The following is a 19,636-nucleotide window of genomic DNA, read 5'->3' as shown; positions in this document are numbered from 1 at the left end:
AGCCGACATGAGCCTCGCCAACGTCGCCGTCATCGTCGCGATGGCGGCGACGATCCCCCTGCTCGCTCGTGCCGTACCGGGCGGGGTCGTACCCGGCATCGTCATCGAGATCCTGGCCGGCCTGCTCGTCGGACCGCACGGGCTCGGCTGGGTCTCGATCGACGGTGCGGCGAGCACCCTGGCCCTGCTCGGGGTCGCCTTCCTGTTCTTCCTGGCTGGCCTCGAGATCGACCTGGGTGCCATCCGAGGTGGGGTGCTGCTGCGGTCCGTCGGCGCCTACTGCGGCGGCTTGGTGCTGGCGCTCGTCGTCACGGTGGCCATGCACGCGGCGGGTCTCGTGCAGGCGCCCGTGCTGCTGGCGGTGGCACTCTCGGCGACGGGTCTCGGCCTTGTCGTCCCCCTGTTGCGAGACGCGCAGCTGCTCGGGACACCGACCGGCGGAACCATCGCGTCGGCGGCGAGCGTGGCGGAGTTCTCGGCGGTGGTGATCCTCGCTGTGGGCTTCGGTGCGGGCCGCAGCCCCCTCCTCAGCGCAGCCTTCTTGGCCGTCCTCGTCGTCCTGACCCTCGTCGTGACGATCGCAGGACGACGACTGGACGCCGAGACGAGACTGACTGCCGTGGTCGACCGTCTCTCCGACGGCACTGGGCAGCTGCGGGTCCGCATCAGCGTTGCCCTGGTGATCGGGTTCGCCGCCCTCGCTCAGCTGCTCGGGCTCGAGGTCGTCCTCGGTGCCTTCTTCGCGGGAGGGATCCTCAACGTTCTCGACCACGGCATGCGCGACCCCGCCTTCCGTGGCCGGCTAGACGGCATCGGCTACGGCTTCTTGATCCCGATCTTCTTCATCGTGAGCGGATCGCGGCTCGACCTTGGAGCATTGAACCTGTGGCCGGATCTGTTGGTGGTCGTCCCGCTCCTCACTCTGGCCCTCCTGGTCGCGCGGGGTGTGCCCACTCCGCTGCTGGGGCTCCCGAGGCGGGCCCGGGTCGGTTCGGGCCTCCTGCTCGCCACCTCGTTGCCCTTCATCGTCACCGCCAGCCAGGTCGGCCTCGAACAAGGGCGGCTCGATACAGCAACAGCCGCCGCAGTCACTACCGCCGGCCTCGTCGGCGTCTGCATCTTCCCGACGCTCGGCGTCAGCGCGCTGGCGGCGCGGAACGTTTCGGTCCGCCTCGTTCGACACGGGCCCGGATGATCTTCCTGCCCACTCGGAAGTGCCAGAACTGGAGCGAAGGGCGTCTCAGGCCTGGTGAGGGCCTCACCTATGCGACGTCGGGTTGGGTCATCAGAGGCGCGCGGAGGTGCAGCTCGAGGCTGGCCGAGGTGAGCGGGACCGTGCTCCACGTGGCGACTGCCGTCCTGCGCTCGGCATCGAGCATCAGCTGGACCCGGTGCGGAGTGGTGATGGGGTAGAGCTCGGCGACGAACATGTCCCCTCGCCAGGCGCCGGTGGCCAGGAGAGGGCGACCGAGCGGTGAGCTCTCGTGCCACTCACCGAAGCCGACGGCGAGCTCGATCGTTGGGCCTAGTGTCAGGCGCCAGCCGCCGGGGAGCGGATCGAGGGTGACCGCTGTCGTGTCTGGCAGAGCTGAACGGGGCGCCGAGGCGTCGATCTCGGCCGACGCGGCGCGGTGGGGGTCCGCCGAACCAGGGACCCCTGGGAACGCCAGGGTCTTCAGCCGTGCAGCGAGGACGTCGTCGTCCCCGAAACTCGCGGCGTCGTCCAGGCCGGGCAGCAGGCAGTCCCGAACCGCGCCAACGGCCGCCCCGTGCGGCCCGTCGCCCGCTGTCATCGCCACGACCAGGTCGTGCTCGGGGTAGACCATGCACAACTGCTCGAAGGCGCCCTCGCCTCGGTACCCGTCGCGCGACATCCAGAACTGGTACCCGTACCCGGAGCTCGAGTCGTCGTTGAGCACGTCGTCTACCGATCCTGCGGTCTCGATGTGCCGGCTCGTCGCGAGCCGCACCCATTCGCCAGGGACCAGCTGCTGACCGTTCCAGGTGCCCTCTCGCAGCAACAGCTCACCGAAGGCGGCGACGGCCTCGGTCGTCAGGTGCAAGCCGTGGAACCCGAACGCGGCGCCGCTGCCCACCCGGTCCCACTCCGCGTGATGGATGCCCATGGGCTGGAACAGGCGATCGTCAAGGAGCTCCGGAAGGCTGCTGCCGGTCACGCGCTCCACCATGCGAGCCAGGACGTAGGTGGTGGCGTTGTCGTACACATGCCGCGTTCCCTCGGCCTCGGTGAACGGGACGCGCAGGAACCCCTTGGTCAGGTCATCCGGTTCGAGCCGCCACGCTGCGTCGAGACTGTCTGTCGCGTGACCGGTGGTCATCGTCATCAGATGGTGGACGGTGAGGCGGCGTCCCTGGTCCGAGACGTCGCTGGGGACGTGGTCGGGAAGAACGTCCACCACCCGGTCGTCGAGGGCGAGCAACCCGTCCGCTACCGCCACTCCTACTGCCATCGAGGTGAAGGACTTGGTCAGGGAGTAGAGCAGATGCGGGCGTTCGGGCGAGTACGGCGCCCACCAACCCTCAGCGATGACGTGACCGTGTCGCACCACCATCAGCGAGTGGCACTCGACGGACTGCTCCCTCAGCCGGTCCAGCAGTGCGTCGATGGAACGAGCGGAGACTCCCCCAGCGGCAGGGGATGACCGCGGTAGCAAGGGCATCTGTGGTTGCACGCCGGTGACCCTAACCGCGCGAAGTTCGCTGGGTGGCCACATTGTGACCGCGACCACCATCGTCGCGGTCATCGGCAGGCTCGATCGACTCGCCCCGCTGTCTCGTGTTGCTACGCGGCCTCGCGCACGAGGATTCTGGCGTGGTTCGGATCGGGGAACGACGAACCAGTCCGAACCGCCGTCTCGAGGATCGCGCCGAGGTGCTGGGCCGCGAGGCTGATCCCCCCCATCGCGACGGCCTCCGAGCCCAGGGTTGAGACGACGACGGTCGGCGGCAGGGGGCAGAGGGTGGCCAACGTGCGGGTGAACCGCGGGAGGAAGACGTCGGCGCCCGGAGAGCTGCCCCCGCCGATGACCAGGAGCTCAGGGTCGATGGCGAGCGACATCGCGGCCGCGCCGGACGCAAGATCGTCGGCGAACTCGTCGACGGCAGCGAGCGCCCCCGGGTCGCCGGACCTGGCAAGCTCGAAGATCTGCTCGCGCGCTGGGCGAGGGCTGCTCAGGACGTCCTGCCCGTACAGCTCGTTCAGCTCGGCCCACTTCAGCTCGCGCATCTCGCCGACCGTGCCAGCGGCACCGTGGACGCCGCGATGCACCTTGCCGCCGACGATCGCTGCCCCGCTCGTGCGTCGCCCACACAGCACGTAGACCACGTCGGAATGGCCTCGAGCGGCGCCGTACGCGAGCTCGGCGTGCGCGCCGAGGGGCACGTCCCCTTCGACAAGCACTGCGCCGTCGAACTCGGCGGCGAAACGGTCGCGGAGGTTGAGGCCCACCCATCCGGGCATGCCGGTTCCGCCGAAGTGCAGGACCCGGCCGTCCATGCCGATGGCGCCGGGGGATCCGATGGTCACAGCCCACGGGTCGCTGCGGTCGAGTGCGACGGTGCCCAGCAGGCGATCGCAGAGCCGCAGTGTCCCCGTGATGCGCTCGTCTGCTGGGTCCGTCTCGGACACCGGTCCGGCGAGCTGTCCGAGGATCGTTCCCGTGAGGTCAGTCAGGACGGCGAACACGTGGTTCGCGCCGATGTCGACCGACAGGAAGTACCCGACGTCCTGCGGCATCCCGTAGGTCATCGCCGGGCGGCCGACGCCCCGCACGAGTGCGTTGTCGGCGGCGGTGATCCAGCCCATGGCCGACAGGTCGGAGACCACGGCGTCGACGGCGGTGCGCGACAGACCGGAGGACGCCGACAGCTCTCGCAGGGTCTGGGGCTGATTCATGATCGACCGCAGGACGCCCAGGGAGTTCATCCTGCGCAGCAGAGACCGGCTGCCCATCGAGCTGGCTGAGGTGTCGACCATCGCCTCGCGAGACATCCCGTCCTCCCCTTGCGCTTTATATCGCCACGTTGCATTATTAAGTCCTGCAGCCCCACACTACTGGGGTTGGCCCGCGGCGGCTGATCGTTTCGTCCGGGGGACGTGCACAACAATCGCGCCAACGGTGGCCACTCAGGTCGGGTGCGGAGAGGCGCCCGATGACCGACCTTCGATGGCAGCGCAGAGCGCGCGGTACGAGTGTGACCGCGCTGCCGGCGCGACGAGGCTCGCGTGGCGACGGGCGAGTCGCGTTGTTCTTCATCGCACCCGTCCTCATCGGATTCGGCGTCTTCTACCTGTATCCCACGGTCCGGGGTCTGTGGTGGTCCTTCACCGACTACAGCCTTCTGGCGGCACCTGACTTCATCGGTGTTCAGAACTACGCCGACGTCCTGCGCGACCCAGAGTTCTGGAACTCGATGAGAGTGACGCTCTACTACGTCGTGGTGAACGTCGGGTCCCAGACGACGATCGCCCTCCTGCTTGCAGCGCTGATGCATCGACTCACGCGCTCGGTCGTGCTGCGCACCACGCTCCTGCTGCCGTGGCTCGTCCCCAACGTGACGGTCGGACTGATCTGGTTGTGGCTTCTGGACACGAATCTCGGATTCGTGAACCACGTCTTGGGCTCGGTGGGCTTCCACAAGGTCGGCTTCTTCACCGACCCGTCGTTGGTCATCCCGACGATCGCCCTGATCAACACCTGGGCCTACGTCGGTTACACGGCGCTGCTGTTCTACGCCGGGATGCTCCAGATCCCGCAGGACACGTACGAGGCCGCCTCGATCGACGGTGCGGGCGAGGTGCGGACCTTCACTCGGATCACGCTGCCGCTCCTTCGCCCGATCGTCGCACTCGTGCTGGTGGTGTCTCTGATCGGCTCGTTCCAGATCTTCGACACCGTCGCGGTGACGACGAAGGGCGGCCCGGTCAACGCGTCGCGGGTCATCTACTACTACATCTACCAGCAGGCCTTCACGTACTTCCACATGGGCTACGCAGCCACGATGGCGATCTTCCTCGTGCTGCTGCTCGGGCTGCTCACCTTCGTCCAGCTGCGTCTGTTGCGCGCCTCGACGTCTCAGATCGCCTAGGGAAGCCGACATGACCACCTCCGTCAGCCGCCCCCCCGCACCGCTCGCCGAGCCGGCGCCACCCGGGCCCCGGCCGCGCCGCCAGCGGGCAGCCCGCCGCCCCTCGCCGGCCCGTGCCGTCGGGTGGATCGTCCTCGTGATCGCGATCCTCGCGACCTTGTTCCCCTTCTACTGGATGGTCAAGTCGGCGCTGACACCGGCGGCGGACATGATCGGTGACTCGGGCAAGTTCTGGCCGACGAGCCCGACGATGATCAACTTCGCGCGAGTGCTCGGGCTCACCACAGAGCAAGAGACACGAGCTGCGGGCGGCAGTGGCGCATCGATCAACTTTGCGCTCTTCCTGTGGAACTCGGTCGTCTACTCGGCGCTCATCGGGTTCTTCCAGACGCTGTTCTGCGCGATGGGCGGGTACGCCTTCGCGCGACTGCGGTTCCGCGGGCGCGACGCGCTCTTCGGCATCCTGCTGGCCGCACTCATGGTGCCCGGCATCTTCACGCTCCTGCCCAACTTCGTGCTGGTACGCGACCTCGGTCTGCTCAACACGGTCTGGGGGATGGTCGCGCCGTCGGTGCTCATGACGCCGTTCGCACTGTTCTTCCTGCGTCAGTTCTTCCTGAACATCCCGGCCGACGTCGAGGAGGCAGCGATGCTCGACGGCGCGGGCAAGATCCGGATCTTCTGGCGGGTCGTCCTTCCCATGGCCCAGGGCCCTCTCATCACGCTCGGGCTGATCACGGTGGTGTGGTCGTGGAAGGACTACCTGTGGCCCCTGCTCATCGGTCGCGACGAGTCGGTGCGGACCGTGACGGTCGCCCTGGGCGTCTACCTCCAGCAGTCCCCGAACACCCAACCGGACTGGACCGGCCTGATGGCGGCATCGACGCTCTCGGTCGTCCCCGTCGCGCTGCTCCTCGTCATCCTCGGCCGACGCATCGTCGAGTCCCTCAACTTCACGGGAATCAAGTGAAGACCTCAGCTTCCCCCGCCATCAACAACACGACAAAGGAGTGCGTGCTCGCATGAGAAGCAACAAGGTCCTGCGCGGAGCAGGAATGGCAACCGTGGCCATCGTCCTGGCGGCGACGGCCGGATGCTCGGCCAACAGCAACGACACCGCCGACGGAGGCGGCGCGACGACCCTCAACTACTGGCTCTGGGACGACGCACAGCTTCCGGCGTACCAGCAGTGCGCCGACGACTTCACCGCGGCGAACCCGAGCACCAAGGTGAAGATCAGCCAGTACGGCTGGGGCGAGTACTGGACGAACCTCGCGACGCAGATCGCCGCCGGGAGCGCTCCGGACGTCTGGGTCGACCAGGCGTCCTACTACCCCCAGTTCGTCGCCGACAAGCAGATCGAGGACCTGCAGCCCTACATCGACAAGGACCCGAGCTCCGTCGACTTCGACTCGTATGTGCCGGGTCTGGCCGACATCTGGGTCGTCGACTCCGCGCGCTACGGGCTGCCCAAGGACTGGGACACGATCGGGCTCGTCGTCAACAAGAAGGCGGCGGCCGAGGCCGGCCTCGACGCCGCCGCGCTCGCGGACCTCACGTGGAACCCGGACGACGGCGGGACCTTCCAGCAGGCCATCGCCAAGCTCACCGTCGACAAGGCCGGGCACCACGGTGACGACCCTGCGTTCGACAAGGGCAACGTCGCGGTCTACGGGTTCCTGCCCGAGTGGGCGGACGGCTCGCAGGGGCAGAACCTGTGGGGCAACCTCGCGCAGTCCAACGGGTTCACCTACTCGGACAAGAACCCCTTCGGCACCTCGTTCAACTACGACTCGCCCAAGCTTGCCGAGACGATCGACTGGATGGCGTCGCTCGCTGACAAGGGCTACGCCCCCGCGTTCGACCAGCAGTCCACGCTGTCGCGGCTCGAGGTGCTGCAGGCCGGCACGGGAGCCATGACGAGCATGGGGTCGTTCAACCAGCTCATGTTCAAGGACACCGCGAGCGACTACGTGTTCGCGCCGTTGCCCACCGGCCCGGAGGGTCGCAAGTCCGCGATCAACGGACTGTCTGACGCGATGTACGCAGGCGGCAAGCACAAGGACCAGGCGTGGTCGTGGATCAAGTACCTCGCCTCGTCGGACTGCCAGTCGGTGGTCGGCAAGACGGGCGTGATCTTCCCGGCGAACTCGGACGCGTCGAAGGACTCGGTCGCCGCGCGCGCTGCGCTCGGGCTGGACGCGTCCGTCTTCCTCTCTTACTCCCAGGAAAAGGACGGGACGTTCCTGATCCCGATCAGCGACCACGGCTCCGAGATGTCGCAGATCGTCCAGGACGCCATCCAGAGCGTCGCCCTGGGCAGCAACGACGCCCAGAGCGCCCTCAGTGACGCCAACGCCAAGGTCAACGCACTCTTCAAGTAGGTCGGAAGCCAGAATGCTCACAGATCTCGCCAAGTTCTCCAGCGTCGTCCTCCTCGGCGACCTGTCCCTCCCCATGGCTGCCAACGGCGCGCCGCGCGCGATCGGCGAACGCGAGTTCCTGATCCCGCCCGGTTCGGTCACCCTGGTGCACCCGTTCGAGACCACGGACTTCTTCCGTCACGGATGGAACTCGTGGAGCCCGTCGGGCTGGAGACGGATCGACGAAGCACCGCTTCGCATCTACGGGAGCGAGCAGCGACTGCTGACCGCCGACGACGCGAAGAACGACACACCGCACGCCCATTCGGGCAGCGCTGTGGGTGCGATCACGCTGCCGGACGGCGAGATCATCCTCCTCGGGGCGCTCGGACTGGGCGCCCCGAGGGTGGGGGCAACCGCCAGCACGCTGTGGGGAACCACGGAGGAGCTCGACGGTGAGTGGTACCTGGCCCGTGGCCCTGAGCGCGAGGTGTTCGCCCGGTACGCCGAGCTGATCGCCGAGCGGCTCGGATCTCGCACCGCGTCGGCCGGCCGGGTGTGGTGCAGCTGGTACTCGTACTACGAGGGCCTCAGCGAGGACCTCGTCCGCGAGACCGTCGTCGGCCTGGCCGACCTGCCGTTCGACGTCGTCCAGCTGGACGACGGGTGGGAACGGGCGGTCGGCGACTGGGAGGCCAACGAACGATTCGCGTCCGGCATGCCGGCGACAGCGCAGACGATCCAGGAAGCGGGCTTCCGCGCCGGGCTGTGGCTGGCGCCGCTGATCGCGCTACCCCGTTCCCAGTTCGCCGTGGAGCGCCCGGACCTGCTGGTGCAGAGCCCGGACGGCGGTCCGCTCGTCGCGGGCTACAACTGGGGCGGCCCGTACTTCGCGCTCGACAGCACCCAGGAGGAGGTGAAGGCGCACCTCAGGGAGCTGTTCGCTCGAGTGGTCTCGTGGGGATTCACCTACCTGAAGCTCGACTTCATGTACGCAGGGGCGCTCGACGGCGAGAGGAGCGCGCCCGTGCATCGCGAGCAGGTGTATCGCGACGCGATCGAGCTCATCCGGGAGACTGTCGGCGACGACGTGTACCTGCTCGGCTGCGGTGTCCCCGTCGTCCCGTCGGCCGGCGCCTTCGACGGCATCCGCGTCGGTCCGGACGTCGCCGCCTACTGGGAGAACAGCGAGCGGCCAGGGGACCCGACCGGGGTCGGTGCCAAGAACGCGTTCTTGGCATCGATCCATCGGAGCTGGCTGCGGCCCGTGTATGAGACCGACCCCGATGTCGTGTACTTCCGTCGTCGCCGCAGTCTGCTCGACGACGAGCAGCGGCAGCTGCTCCAGGACGTCGCGACCATCCTCGGGTTCAAGTCCACCTCGGACCCTGCGGACTGGCTCGGCGCGGCCGAGATCGCCGAGCTGCGCACCTGGCTCGAGCGCGAGGAGACGGTGACGCAGCTGGGGCGCTACCTGTTCCAGATCGACGACCGAATCGTCGACCTCGGTCCCTTCGTCGACTACCAGGCGCCACCGAGCACCGTCGCCAACTGAATGCTCCCCCGGAGAACCCGACGCCACGCGCACCGGCTGTCGGCTGTCGCGCCTGGAGCCTCCGAGGAACGAGCAGGCGAGCACCCGGGTGCATCGGCTGGCCGGCTGAACCCGGGTCGGCGTGGCCTCTGACGCTAGGCAGTATCTTTGCGCCTAGTTGCCGAGTCTATGAGGAGCCCTAGGGTGCCCAGAAGGTCCGCTGTGACGATGCGGGACGTCGCCGAGCGTGCGGACGTCTCGATCAAGACGGTCTCCAACGTCATCAACGATTTCCCCATGATCCGGCCCCAGACCCGTGCTCGCGTCGAGGCCGCCATCGCGGAGCTCGGGTACCAGGTCAATCTCACGGCCCGGAACCTGCGGCGCGGCCGCACCGGCATGATCGGGTTGGCGGTCCCCGAGCTCACCGTGCCGTACTTCGCCGAGCTCGCCGACTCCGTGATGAGGGCGGCAGACACCCATGGCGTGCGGGTGCTCATCGAGCAGACCGGCGCGGAGCGTGATCGCGAGCTCGCGGTGCTCGGCTCCGAGCTGCGCATGATGACCGACGGCCTGATGTTCTCCCCGCTCGCGCTCGGGCAGGACGACATCGACCGCCTGCAGGTCAACTACCCGCTGGTGCTGCTCGGTGAGCGCATGTTCGGTGGGCCCAACGACCACGTGACGATGCCCAACGTCGAGGGCGCCCGGGCGGCGACGCGGCACCTGATCGAGCTCGGTCGCCGGCGCATCGCCGTCGTCGGCAGTCACGCGGGAGAGGTGGTCGGCTCGGCAGGGTTGCGGCTGGAGGGGTACCGGTTGGCCCTGCAGGACGCCGGCTTGCCGTTCGATCCCGCCCTGCTGGGTGAGGCGGGTCAGTGGCACCTCAGCACGGGAGCCGCGGCCATGAACGCGCTGCTGGACTCCGGCGTGCACCTGGACTCGGTGTTCGGCTTCAACGACGCCATGGCGATCGGTGCGTTGCACGTGCTGCACGAGCGACGGATCCGCGTGCCCTCGGAGGTCGCGGTCATCGGCTTCGACGCCGTGCAGGAGTCCGAGTACACCGCGCCGCCCCTGTCGTCGCTCGACCCCGGGCGCGAGGAGATCGCCGAGACGGCCGTCCGCATGCTGCTGGAGCGTGTGAGCGGGTACTCCGGTGAGGCGCGCCTCGTCCTGACCAAGCACCACGTGGTCGCTCGCATGTCGACCGTCGGCTGACCTCCGGTCGTCCTGCAGCCCCCGAGGGAGCGCCTCAGGCCGGTCCGTGGACGAGGGCCGCGACGAGCATCGGCGGTGCCTGCGGGCTGACCCAGGTCACCGGGCTCGCCACCCTGGCGACCTCGTCCACGACCGCGCCCGGGCCTCCGAGGAGTCCCGCGGTCGCCGGATCCAGGTCGCCCGCGAGCGCAGGGAAGTGGCTCGGGGCGTACCAGACCACCGCTCCGGCCACCCGTTCGTCGTCGCGCCCCGCACCCTCCCAGCCGGAGCCGGCCACCGACGTCAGCGCAGCGAGAGCGGCGAGGTGCCCGCCGGCGGACTCACCCCAGACGGCGAACGCCTGCCGGTCGACGCCGAGCTCGTCGGCTTGCCGGTGCAACCAGCGCAGCGCCGCCTTGACGTCGTCGAGTTGGGCCGGGAACGGGGCCTCCGACGAGAAGCGGTAGGAGACCATCGCCAGCGCGAACCCGGCGCCGAGGATCCGCGCGCGTGACCCGGCCTCGACCAGGAAGGGCCAGTCGTGCTTCGGGCTGCCGACCTGCCAGCCCCCGCCGTGGATCCACATGATCAACGGGAGGACGTCGCCCCGGCGATCCGCCGCGCGGAAGACGTCGAGCGTGAGCTCGCGGTAGCCCGGGCGCTGACCACCGCGTCCAGCCGCTCCTCGACGCCGTCGACGACCCGGGCCGCCGGCACCGGTCCGCTGTCCGGGTCCTCCACGGGCGGCTCGTCGACGGTCATCGCCTTCGCTCCTCGTCGTCGAGGGGGCACCAGAAGAGACCGGAGCACGTCGCCCGGCGGCCCTGACTCTACAACGATGTAATCGGGCTGTCACCCACGCGGGCCGGCCCGTCAGTCAGGCAAGCGTCAAACCCGCCCAGATCGCGGCGAACATGAGTCAGCGGGGTCTCTCCGACCTGCGGATCGACGCGTTTGTGCAGGTCAGAGCGTTGACGGGCAGTTGCGTCACGATTTGGTCACGGATTCTTGTCTGATGCCCACCGCTGGGTTACCCTCACTTCCAACGTTGTAACCGGCAAAAGCGACCCACGTGCAGCAGGCCGCCCAGCAGACAGAAATGCGTCGCCGGTCAAGACCAGAACGAGTGGCCCGTTGATCAAGGAGGATCAGATGCACTTTCGTTCCCGTAAGTCTCTCGCGGTGGCGGCGTTCGCAGCCACCGCGTCCCTCGCCCTGGCCGCATGCTCAGGCGGCGGCTCGGGTTCTGACGGCAACAGCGCCGCCGCTGGTGGCACCACGAACTTGGTCCTGTGGCACGGCTACACCGAGGCTGACGGCAAGGTTCTGGACAAGATCGTCGCCTCGTACAACGCCTCGCAGACTGCCTGCTCGATCAAGTCCGAGCCACTGGCTTGGACGTCGATCTCGGAGAAGCTCCTGACGAGCCTCGGCGCCGGCAACGGCCCGAACCTCGTGGTGCAAGGCATCGACAGCGGGCTCGGCTACGCCAACCAGGGCGCTTTCCTGTCGCAGCAGGCCTTCTACGACGACACCACGAAGTACCCCAGCTCGACCGCGTTCTACGAGGCGATGAAGCCGCAGGTCACGTTTGACGGCAAGGCCTACGGCGTCCCCATGGGAGTCACGCCGTTCGCGGTCTACATCAACCCCACCCTGTGGGCGGCTGCGGGTCTGACCGAGGCCGACTACCCGAAGACGATCGACGAGCTGATCGCCGTAGCGCACAAGCTCACGATCGACAAGAACGGCGACGGCACGCCCGAGCAGTACGGCATGGCGCTGCAGGACATGGACCCCGGCATGCTCTCGACGATGCTGCACACCGGCGGCGGTGACTACATCACCGACGGCAAGGAGCACCTCGACTCGCCAGAGAACGTCAAGACGATGACGCAGTGGCAGAAGGTGTGGCAGGACAAGGTCAGTCCGACCGGCCTCGACAACACCAAGGCCATGGAGCTCTTCGGCTCCGGCCGCGCGGCGATGATCTACAACGGCCCGTGGGAGATCACCTCTGCCGACTCCTTCGGCATCAAGGTCAACATGTTCCACTGGCCGAGCGACTGGGTCGCCGGCGTCTACAACTACTTCTACGCGACGTCCATGAACAACACCGACGCCAAGATGAACTGCGCGTACGGCTTCGAGGACTTCTGGAACACGCACGACCAGCAGGTCGTCTGGACCGGGTCCTACTACCCGCCGAACCGGAACGACGTGACGGAGAGCGAATTCGCGTACCCGATCATCGCTGACCTCGCGAAGGCCTCGGACCACTCGTACTACTACGCCACGGGCATCTCGACCTCGGTGACCGACATCACCAACGAGACGAACTCGATGATGACCCAGATCGCACAGGGCGGCGATGTGCAGAAGCTGCTCTCGAGCACCGGGAAGAAGGTCGACGGCTACCTCGCGAGCGAGTAGCTGACAGTTCTGGTGTACCCGGACCCGCGTCCATCCCCTGAAGGGCGGTGCTCGTCGCTATGTCTGACAAAGTGGTCTACAAAGCGTCCAGGTTGTCTGTCACCCGGGCGCAGGATGCCCGGTCGCCCGGCCAGCAGAAGCAGTTCCGAAAGCCGAAGGCGCAGAGCCGCCGGTTCCGAGCCGGCGTTGCCTTCCTCATCCCCGCCTTGATCATCTTGGCGATCTGGGTGTTCTACCCGGCGTTCTACGCGCTGTGGATCTCGTTCACCAATTCGACCGGACTCAACCAGCCCGAGTTCGTCGGGCTCAAGAACTACGCGCGCATCTTCACCGACCCCGACACGCGCGGTGCGATCGTCAACACGCTCGTCTACGCGGTGGGATTCATCCCGCTCGTGATCGCCACGGCCATCGGGATGGCGGTGCTGCTCAACCGCAAGGATCTGCCGTTGCGGGGGATGTTCCGGACGGTGATCTTCCTGCCGTTCGTCATCTCCATGGCGGTAGCCGCGCTGTCGTTCAGCTTCCTGCTCGACCCCAGCACCGGGATCATCCCGTACTGGTTCGAGCAGATCTTCGGACGCGCGATGCCGGATCTGCTCCACAGCACCACCTGGGCCATGCCGACGGTCATCTTCGTGGCTGTCTGGAAGACCTTCGGGTACTTCATGGTCATCTTCATCGCAGGACTCCAAGGAGTCCCCGAGGAGCAGTACGAGGCGGCGCACCTGGACGGCGCCAAGGCCTGGGGGCGGTTCTGGCACGTCACCCTGCCGGGCCTTCGTCCGACGATGACCTACGTCATCATCCTGGCCGCGAACTTCGCCTTCCAGGCCTTCGACCAGATCTACATCATGACCGCCGGCGGCCCGCAGCGGCACACGGAGACGATCGTCTACCGGGTCTACACCGAGGGCTTCACCAACTTCCGGCAGGGCTATGCGGCGTCGCTGTCGTTCGTCCTCATGGTGATCACGATGATCGTCGGCGTCATCCAGCTGACCATCAACCGGCGCCAGGAGAGGGACATGGCATGAGCGCGCTCACGATCTCCAGAACCCCGGTGAGGCCGAAGCTCGGCGCGTCCAAGGGGTCAGGCCTGCACAGAACCACTTTCATGGGCCGGTCCAGCGGGTTCCTGATCGCCACCGTGGCTGCGGTGATCTGCGCCTTCCCGTTGCTCATCATCGTCATCACGGCGTTCACGCCGCAGTCCGAGGTGCTCAAGTACCCGCCGAAGCTGATCCCGGCCTCGTGGACGCTCGACAACTTCCCGGGGGTCTTCGACCGCATCCCGGTCGGGGCCCAGCTCTGGAACACGATCCAGATGGCGGTGCTCGTGACCGTCTTCTCGCTGCTGCTCGACTCGATGGCGGCCTACGCCCTGGCGTGCATCGACTTCAAGGGCCGTGGCATCGTGCTCGCCGTACTTCTGGCCACGATCATGATCCCGTTCCAGGCCCTGCTGATCCCGCTGTACAAGATGCTGTCCGATCTCGGCTGGATCGGGTCGATGGTGGGCCTGGTCGTACCCCGCGCATCCGACGTCGCCGGGATATTCCTGCTCAGACAGTTCTTCGTGTCCATCCCACGGGACCTGGACAACGCTGCGCGCATCGACGGCGCCTCGGAGTTCCGGATCTACTGGAGCATCATCCTGCCGAACGCCAAGGCCGGTCTGCTCACGCTCGGGATGTTCAACTTCATCGGCAACTGGAACGACATGATCTGGCCGATGACGATGACCAACTCCGCGCAGGACCGGACGCTGACCGCCGGCCTGGCCCTGCTGAACGGGACGCAGCAGGGAGTCATCCCGTACGGAGTCACGATGGCGGGCTCCCTGATATCGGTGCTGCCGCTGATCATCCTGTTCACCCTCGTCCAGAAGCGCTTCATCGAGGGCGTCGCCTCCTCAGGCATCAAGGGCTGACCGCCCGTCGGCGCCGACCGACCGACGCGCACCGCGGGACCGCCCGTCCCGCGGTGCGTGCCACCCGGCATGCCTGAAGCAGCACCGCTCCGAAGGAGGCAAGGATGAGCACGCAGAAGAACGACGGCTTGACGGCAACCGCGTGTGCGCCGTTCGCCGTCGGGGTCGGCATCGAGGACACCTTCGTCGTCGAGCCGCGCGCAGGGCGACGCGCGCTCGACGAGTACGCGCTGACCGACCACGACCGCCGCTGGCGCGAGGACGTCGAGCTCCTGGTGGCCAGCGGGGCCGACCAGATCCGCTGGGGCGTGCCGTGGTACCAGGTGCACCCGGAGCCGAACCGGTTCGACCTCGCGTGGACCGACGGCGTGCTCGACGCGCTCGGGGCCAGCGGCGTCGAGGTGATCCTCGACCTCGTGCACTACGGCACGCCGGCGTGGCTGACCGGATCGTTCGTCGACCCCGGCTACCCCGCGGCGCTCGCGGACCTGGCGGCCACGCTCGCGCAGCGATACCCGCAGGTCACCATCGTCACGCCGACGAACGAGCCGTCCGTGACGGCCGAGCGGTGCGGTGAGGACGGCATCTGGCCACCCCACCTCGAGGGCGACGACGGCTACCTGCGCGTGCTGCTGGGCGTGGCTCGCGGCGTGGTCCTGGCGCAGCGCGCCGTGGCCGAGATACGGCCCGACATCGCGTTCTGGCACGTCGAGGCGTCGCGACGGTTCGTCGTCCCGGGCGGCTCGGCCGACGCAGCGGGTCCGTGGGCGGACCGCGTGGATCACCTGCGGGAGCGGGTCTTCCTGCACCAGGACCTGGTGACGGGACGGGTCGACGACGCGCACCCGCTGGTCGGTCATCTGCGGGCGCACGGGGTCGGCGACGCCGAGCTGGCCTGGTTCGTCGAGCACGCGGTGCGTCCCGACGTCCTGGGCGTCAACTACTACCCGCACGTCTCGACGGTCGACGTGAGCGGCCCGCCGTCGGGCGAGCCCCGCCCGTCGTCCTGGCCGGTCACCTACGCCGGGACGGACGCCCTCGAGGACCTGGTCCGCACGTGGCACGCGCGCTACCCCGAGGTACCGCTCGCCCTGACCGAGACCGGCGATCCCGGCGCCGTGGACCGCCGCGTCGACTGGCTGCACGCGTCGATGGACGTCGTCCAGCGGCTGCGCGCCGAGGGTCTGCCGCTCGTCGGCTGGACCTGGTGGGCGCTGATCGACTTCCTGCTCTGGGACTACCGCGAGGGCACGGCGCCCGCTCCGGAGTACCTCCTGCGGCACGGTCTGTGGGACCTCGTGCCGGACGGCACCCGCCCGGACGGGCTCCCGTCCTACGCGCGCGTCCGTACGGCCGCGGCCGACGCGTTCGCCGACCTGGCCGTGCGGTACGGCCGACGCACCGCCACCACCGAGTCGTCGGGAGCACCGTCATGAGCGTCACCACGACCGTCGTCCACTCCGGGAGCGTCGGTGAGGCCGGCGCGATGTACTCGCGTCTGCTGGTCACCGACCCGCAGGGTCCGCACGGCGGCGCGATGCTGCTGACCTGCGAGCTGCGGCTGGGCGTGGCCGATCCGGCGGGGCCCGTCTTTCCCGTGTGGCGCTCCGACGACGGGGGTCGCACCTGGCGCGAGCACGCGCGGGTCGCCGACCACCTCGGCCGCGGAAACCGGTACCAGCCGGTCATCTACGAGCTGCCCGCGGACCTGGCGCACCTGCACCGCGGCGACCTCCTGCTGGCCGGCAACGCCATCCCGGGCGACGGGTCGACGACGACGATCGCGCTCTACTCGTCTCGCGACGGCGGCGCCACGTGGCAGTTCGAGTCCGTGGTCGACTCGGGAGGGCCGGCGCTCTACGACCCGGCCCGCACCTCGACCACCACGTCGATCTGGGAGCCCGAGCTGGTGCTCGTCGACGGGGTGCTGGCGGTGTACTTCGCGGACGAGCGGGAGAAGCACCGCGGCATGCTGCAGGTGATCTCGCGCCGGGCGTCGTCCGACCTGCGCACCTGGACCGAGGCCGAGACGGTGGTCGGGATCCCCGACCGCTACCGCCGGCCCGGCATGTTCGTCGCCACCGAGCCCCTTCCTGACGGCTCCTACCGGGCGGTGGTCGAGATCGTCGGCCCGCACGAGGTGCCGATCCACTGGCGCACGTCGCGCGACGGGGTCGACTGGGGCGACCCCGCCGAGCCGGGTCCGATGCTGGTCTCGCTCGAGGGCGTGGTGCTGTCCGGGACGCCCAACGTGGCGTGGACCCCGGACGGTCGAGGTGGGGCGACCATCGTCGCGACCGCCCGGCACTCGTGGCTCGACGGTCACGAGGCGAACCATGCGCTGGTCAGCGACGACCTCGGCACGACCTGGCGCGCGATGCAGCTCCCGGTCGCCGCGGTCCGGCACGTGCACGCCGACGCCAGCGGCTACTCCCAGGCGGTGCGCTGGAACGCGGCGGGCGAGCTCGTGCAGGCCACCACGGTCCGCAACGCAGCCGGGAGCCATGACGTCGTCGTCGCCGTGGTGGCGGGGGACTGGCGCGAGCGGGTGGGCGTCCTGTGAGCAACCGCGAAGCCATCGGCAGGACGACGGACGGCACGACCGGGTACGACGAGGAGGGGGCGCGATGAAGCGGCGTTGGTCGGAGGACGAGATCTGGGACTGGTACACGTCCCGGGACTGGATCACCGGGATGAACTGGATCCCGAGCGGGGGGATCCACGGCGCCCTGTGGCTGCTGCAGGAGCACGAGCACGACGCCGCATGGCGCGACGCCGCCCGGGAGATCGCGCTGGCGCACTCCTACGGCATCAACTCCATCCGCTTCTACCTGCCGTTCGAGGTGTGGCAGCACGAGCCGGACGCGTTCTTCGCCCACCTGGAACAGCTGCTCGACCTGCTCGGCTCCTACGGCATGACGATGATGCCGGTGCTCTTCAACGACTGCTCCGTGCCGAGGCACCGCTGGTCGCCGGCACAGCTCGGGCCGCAGCCCGAGCCGGAGGCCGGGTACTTCGGCGGGTCCTCGGAGTCCCCGTTCGACGACGACGTCCAGGGTGGCGGCATCGTCGGCTACGTGCTCACCGACGAGCCGGAGCTCGAGCCGACGTTCCGTCGCTGGGTGGACGAGCTCGCCCACCGGTACGGGCAGGACGAACGCATCGTCGTGTGGAACGTGTGGAACGAGATCGGGAACTCGACCCGGAACGACCGGTCGCTGCCGATGATGGAGAAGGTCTTCTCCTGGCTGCGCGAGGCCGACGTGAGCCAGCCGCTCACCGCCGAGATCTGGGGCGTGGGCGCGGCGGACGCGTACGAGTGGCTGCTCGACCCGTGCCGGCTCCAGCCGGTCGAGGAGCGCGCGATCGAGCTGTCCGACATCGTGTCGTTCCACTACTACGGCGACCACACCCACGCCAAGCAGCTGACCCGATTCCTCAAGGGGTTCGGCCGGCCGCTGCTCAACACGGAGTGGATGCACCGCCCCTACCGCAGCACGATCGAGACCCACCTGCCGCTGTGGAAGTCCGAGGGCGTGGGCAGCTACTTCTTCGGCTTCGTGAACGGCAAGGCGCAGTTCAACCACGTGTGGGAGTTCATCAAGCCGCTGCCCGGCATCGACACCCGGCTGTGGATGCACGACATCGTGCACTCCGACTTCACGCCGTACGACCCGGACGAGATCGAGGTGCTCAAGGCCTGCAACCTCCCGCCGTCGCGGCCGAGCCGGGACGTCGAGCGATGAGCCGGCTGGGCATCGAGCACCCGCCTCAGGGGTGGAACAGCTGGGACTGCTTCGGAACCACGGTGACCGAGGACGAGGTCCTCGCCAACGCGGAGGTGCTGGCGAGCCGGCTCCTGCCGGTGGGCTACGACACGGTCGTGGTGGACATCGACTGGTACGACCCGACGGCGCGCTCGCACGGCTACCAGCAGGACGCGCCCTTCGAGGTCGACGCCCACGGCTACCCCGCCCCTGCGCCCGGCCGGTTCCCGTCGTCGGCCGGCGGTGCGGGCTTCGCCCTGCTCGCCGAGAAGCTGCACGCGATGGGGCTGCGGTTCGGGGTCCACCTCATGCGTGGCATCCCGCGTCGGGCCGTCGCGCTCGACCTGCCGGTGCTCGGGACGGACTGGACGGCCTCGCAGATCGCGGACACGTCGTCCACCTGTGCGTGGCACCCCGGCTACTACGGCCTGGACCACTCGCACCCGGGGGCGCAGGCCTACCTCGACGGGTTCGCGTCGCTGCTCGCGTCGTGGGGGCTCGACTACCTGAAGATCGACGACATGCTCGCGCCGTACCACGCCGACGCGATCGAGGCGTGGCGGCTCGCGCTCGACCGCGCCGGGCGGCCGATCGTGCTCTCCCTGTCGCCGGGGACGGCCCTGTCCACGGCGCACGTGCGGCACCTGCGTCGCAACGCCGACCTGTGGCGGATCAGCAACGACCTGTGGGACCGGTGGAGCGACGTCGAGGAGCAGTTCGGTCGGCTCTCCCGGTGGGCGCCGCTGCAGTCGCCGCGAGGCTGGGCCGACGCGGACATGCTGCCGCTGGGCCGGATCGGCGTCCGGGCCGAGCGCGGTGAGCCGCGGGACTCCCTGCTCACGCCCGACGAGCAGCGCACCCTGCTGACCCTCTGGGCGATGGCCCGCTCGCCGTTCATGATCGGTGGGAACCTGCCGGAGACCGACGACGCCACCCTCGACCGGCTGGCCAACCCGGCGCTGGGGCGGGTCCTGCAGGAGTCGGTCGACGGGTCCGAGCTGTGGCGGGAACCCGTCGAGGACCGTGATGACGGCGAGGTCGTCGTCTGGGCGGCGCGGGAGGCCGACGGTCCCGCGCGGTTCGTCGCCGTGTTCTGGACGGGGCCGACGGAGTACCACGCGACCGTCGCCCTGCAGGACGTGCTCGGCGACTCGGTGGCGGCCGGGCACGGCGCCTGGACCGCGCACGACCTCTGGGACTCCGGAGTGGTCGGCGTCCGCCCCGATCTCACCCTCGCACTCGACGTACCCGCTCACGGGGTGCGCTGGCTCGAGCTCACCCGATCCTGACCCGACTG

Annotated in this window: 17 protein-coding genes; 13 read left to right on the top strand and 4 right to left on the bottom strand. The window is 68.7% G+C overall.

The annotated features are described in order from the left end of the window. Positions 1–7: 7 nt before the first annotated feature. The gene (locus ACPPVS_RS18795) at positions 8–1,195 is read left to right on the top strand and encodes a cation:proton antiporter (protein ID WP_426593809.1); all 1,188 of its coding nucleotides are present in this window, start codon (positions 8–10) and stop codon (positions 1,193–1,195) included. 67 nt (positions 1,196–1,262) lie between these two features. On the opposite strand, the gene ACPPVS_RS18790 is transcribed toward ACPPVS_RS18795, so the two are convergent. Then, a complete protein-coding gene (locus ACPPVS_RS18790; RefSeq protein WP_426593808.1) occupies positions 1,263–2,573 on the bottom strand; it encodes a serine hydrolase domain-containing protein in 1,311 nt (436 codons plus the stop codon). Between the two features lie 230 nt (positions 2,574–2,803). Then, entirely contained in the window at positions 2,804–4,012 is a 1,209-nt protein-coding gene (locus tag ACPPVS_RS18785; protein ID WP_426593807.1) for an ROK family protein, read from the bottom strand. A gap of 203 nt (positions 4,013–4,215) precedes the next feature. On the opposite strand from ACPPVS_RS18785, the gene ACPPVS_RS18780 reads away from it, so the two are divergent. The 5 genes from ACPPVS_RS18780 to ACPPVS_RS18760 all read left to right on the top strand — a co-directional run bounded on the left by ACPPVS_RS18780 (position 4,216) and on the right by ACPPVS_RS18760 (position 10,227). Then, entirely contained in the window at positions 4,216–5,109 is an 894-nt protein-coding gene (locus ACPPVS_RS18780; RefSeq protein WP_426593806.1) for a carbohydrate ABC transporter permease, read from the top strand. A gap of 10 nt (positions 5,110–5,119) precedes the next feature. Beyond that, a complete protein-coding gene (locus tag ACPPVS_RS18775) occupies positions 5,120–6,079 on the top strand; it encodes a carbohydrate ABC transporter permease (protein ID WP_426593805.1) in 960 nt (319 codons plus the stop codon). Between the two features lie 52 nt (positions 6,080–6,131). Then, on the top strand, positions 6,132–7,493 hold the full coding sequence (locus ACPPVS_RS18770) for an ABC transporter substrate-binding protein (RefSeq protein WP_426593804.1): 1,362 nt from the start codon (positions 6,132–6,134) through the stop codon (positions 7,491–7,493). 13 nt (positions 7,494–7,506) lie between these two features. Continuing rightward, positions 7,507–9,027 (top strand): glycoside hydrolase family 36 protein, encoded by a 1,521-nt coding sequence (locus ACPPVS_RS18765; protein ID WP_426593803.1) that lies wholly within the window; start codon positions 7,507–7,509, stop codon positions 9,025–9,027. Positions 9,028–9,234: 207 nt separating this feature from the next. Beyond that, positions 9,235–10,227, top strand: a complete 993-nt coding sequence (locus tag ACPPVS_RS18760) for a LacI family DNA-binding transcriptional regulator (protein WP_426596032.1) — start codon at positions 9,235–9,237, stop codon at positions 10,225–10,227. A 34-nt stretch (positions 10,228–10,261) separates the two neighbouring features. Here the strand turns inward: ACPPVS_RS18760 and ACPPVS_RS18755 are convergent, their stop codons facing one another. Next, positions 10,262–10,792: an alpha/beta hydrolase fold domain-containing protein gene (locus ACPPVS_RS18755; RefSeq protein WP_426596030.1), complete on the bottom strand. Its 531-nt coding sequence runs from the start codon at positions 10,790–10,792 to the stop codon at positions 10,262–10,264. A gap of 2 nt (positions 10,793–10,794) precedes the next feature. Further along, positions 10,795–10,968, bottom strand: coding sequence for a hypothetical protein (locus tag ACPPVS_RS18750; protein WP_426593802.1), 174 nt, complete (start codon positions 10,966–10,968; stop codon positions 10,795–10,797). A gap of 390 nt (positions 10,969–11,358) precedes the next feature. On the opposite strand from ACPPVS_RS18750, the gene ACPPVS_RS18745 reads away from it, so the two are divergent. From ACPPVS_RS18745 to ACPPVS_RS18715, 7 genes are all read left to right on the top strand, one after another. Then, positions 11,359–12,639 carry an extracellular solute-binding protein gene (locus ACPPVS_RS18745; protein ID WP_426593800.1) on the top strand — a complete coding sequence of 427 codons (1,281 nt, stop codon included), beginning with the start codon at positions 11,359–11,361 and terminating at the stop codon, positions 12,637–12,639. A gap of 92 nt (positions 12,640–12,731) precedes the next feature. Next, complete coding sequence (locus tag ACPPVS_RS18740) at positions 12,732–13,676, top strand: carbohydrate ABC transporter permease (protein ID WP_426593799.1); 945 nt, start codon at positions 12,732–12,734, stop codon at positions 13,674–13,676. An 80-nt stretch (positions 13,677–13,756) separates the two neighbouring features. Beyond that, positions 13,757–14,572: a carbohydrate ABC transporter permease gene (locus ACPPVS_RS18735; RefSeq protein WP_426593798.1), complete on the top strand. Its 816-nt coding sequence runs from the start codon at positions 13,757–13,759 to the stop codon at positions 14,570–14,572. A gap of 104 nt (positions 14,573–14,676) precedes the next feature. Next, positions 14,677–16,008 carry a family 1 glycosylhydrolase gene (locus ACPPVS_RS18730; RefSeq protein ID WP_426593797.1) on the top strand — a complete coding sequence of 444 codons (1,332 nt, stop codon included), beginning with the start codon at positions 14,677–14,679 and terminating at the stop codon, positions 16,006–16,008. Further along, complete coding sequence (locus ACPPVS_RS18725) at positions 16,005–17,135, top strand: hypothetical protein (RefSeq protein WP_426593795.1); 1,131 nt, start codon at positions 16,005–16,007, stop codon at positions 17,133–17,135. Before ACPPVS_RS18730 ends, ACPPVS_RS18725 begins: the two co-directional genes overlap by 4 nt. A 64-nt stretch (positions 17,136–17,199) precedes the next feature. Continuing rightward, positions 17,200–18,318 carry a beta-galactosidase gene (locus ACPPVS_RS18720; RefSeq protein ID WP_426593794.1) on the top strand — a complete coding sequence of 373 codons (1,119 nt, stop codon included), beginning with the start codon at positions 17,200–17,202 and terminating at the stop codon, positions 18,316–18,318. Then, complete coding sequence (locus ACPPVS_RS18715; RefSeq protein ID WP_426593793.1) at positions 18,315–19,628, top strand: alpha-galactosidase; 1,314 nt, start codon at positions 18,315–18,317, stop codon at positions 19,626–19,628. Before ACPPVS_RS18720 ends, ACPPVS_RS18715 begins: the two co-directional genes overlap by 4 nt. Positions 19,629–19,636: the final 8 nt, after the last annotated feature.

Origin of the sequence: Cellulomonas sp. McL0617, assembly GCF_049994875.1 — a bacterium.
GTDB lineage: Bacteria > Actinomycetota > Actinomycetes > Actinomycetales > Cellulomonadaceae > Cellulomonas.
This window is presented reverse-complemented; position numbering and strand designations above follow the sequence as displayed.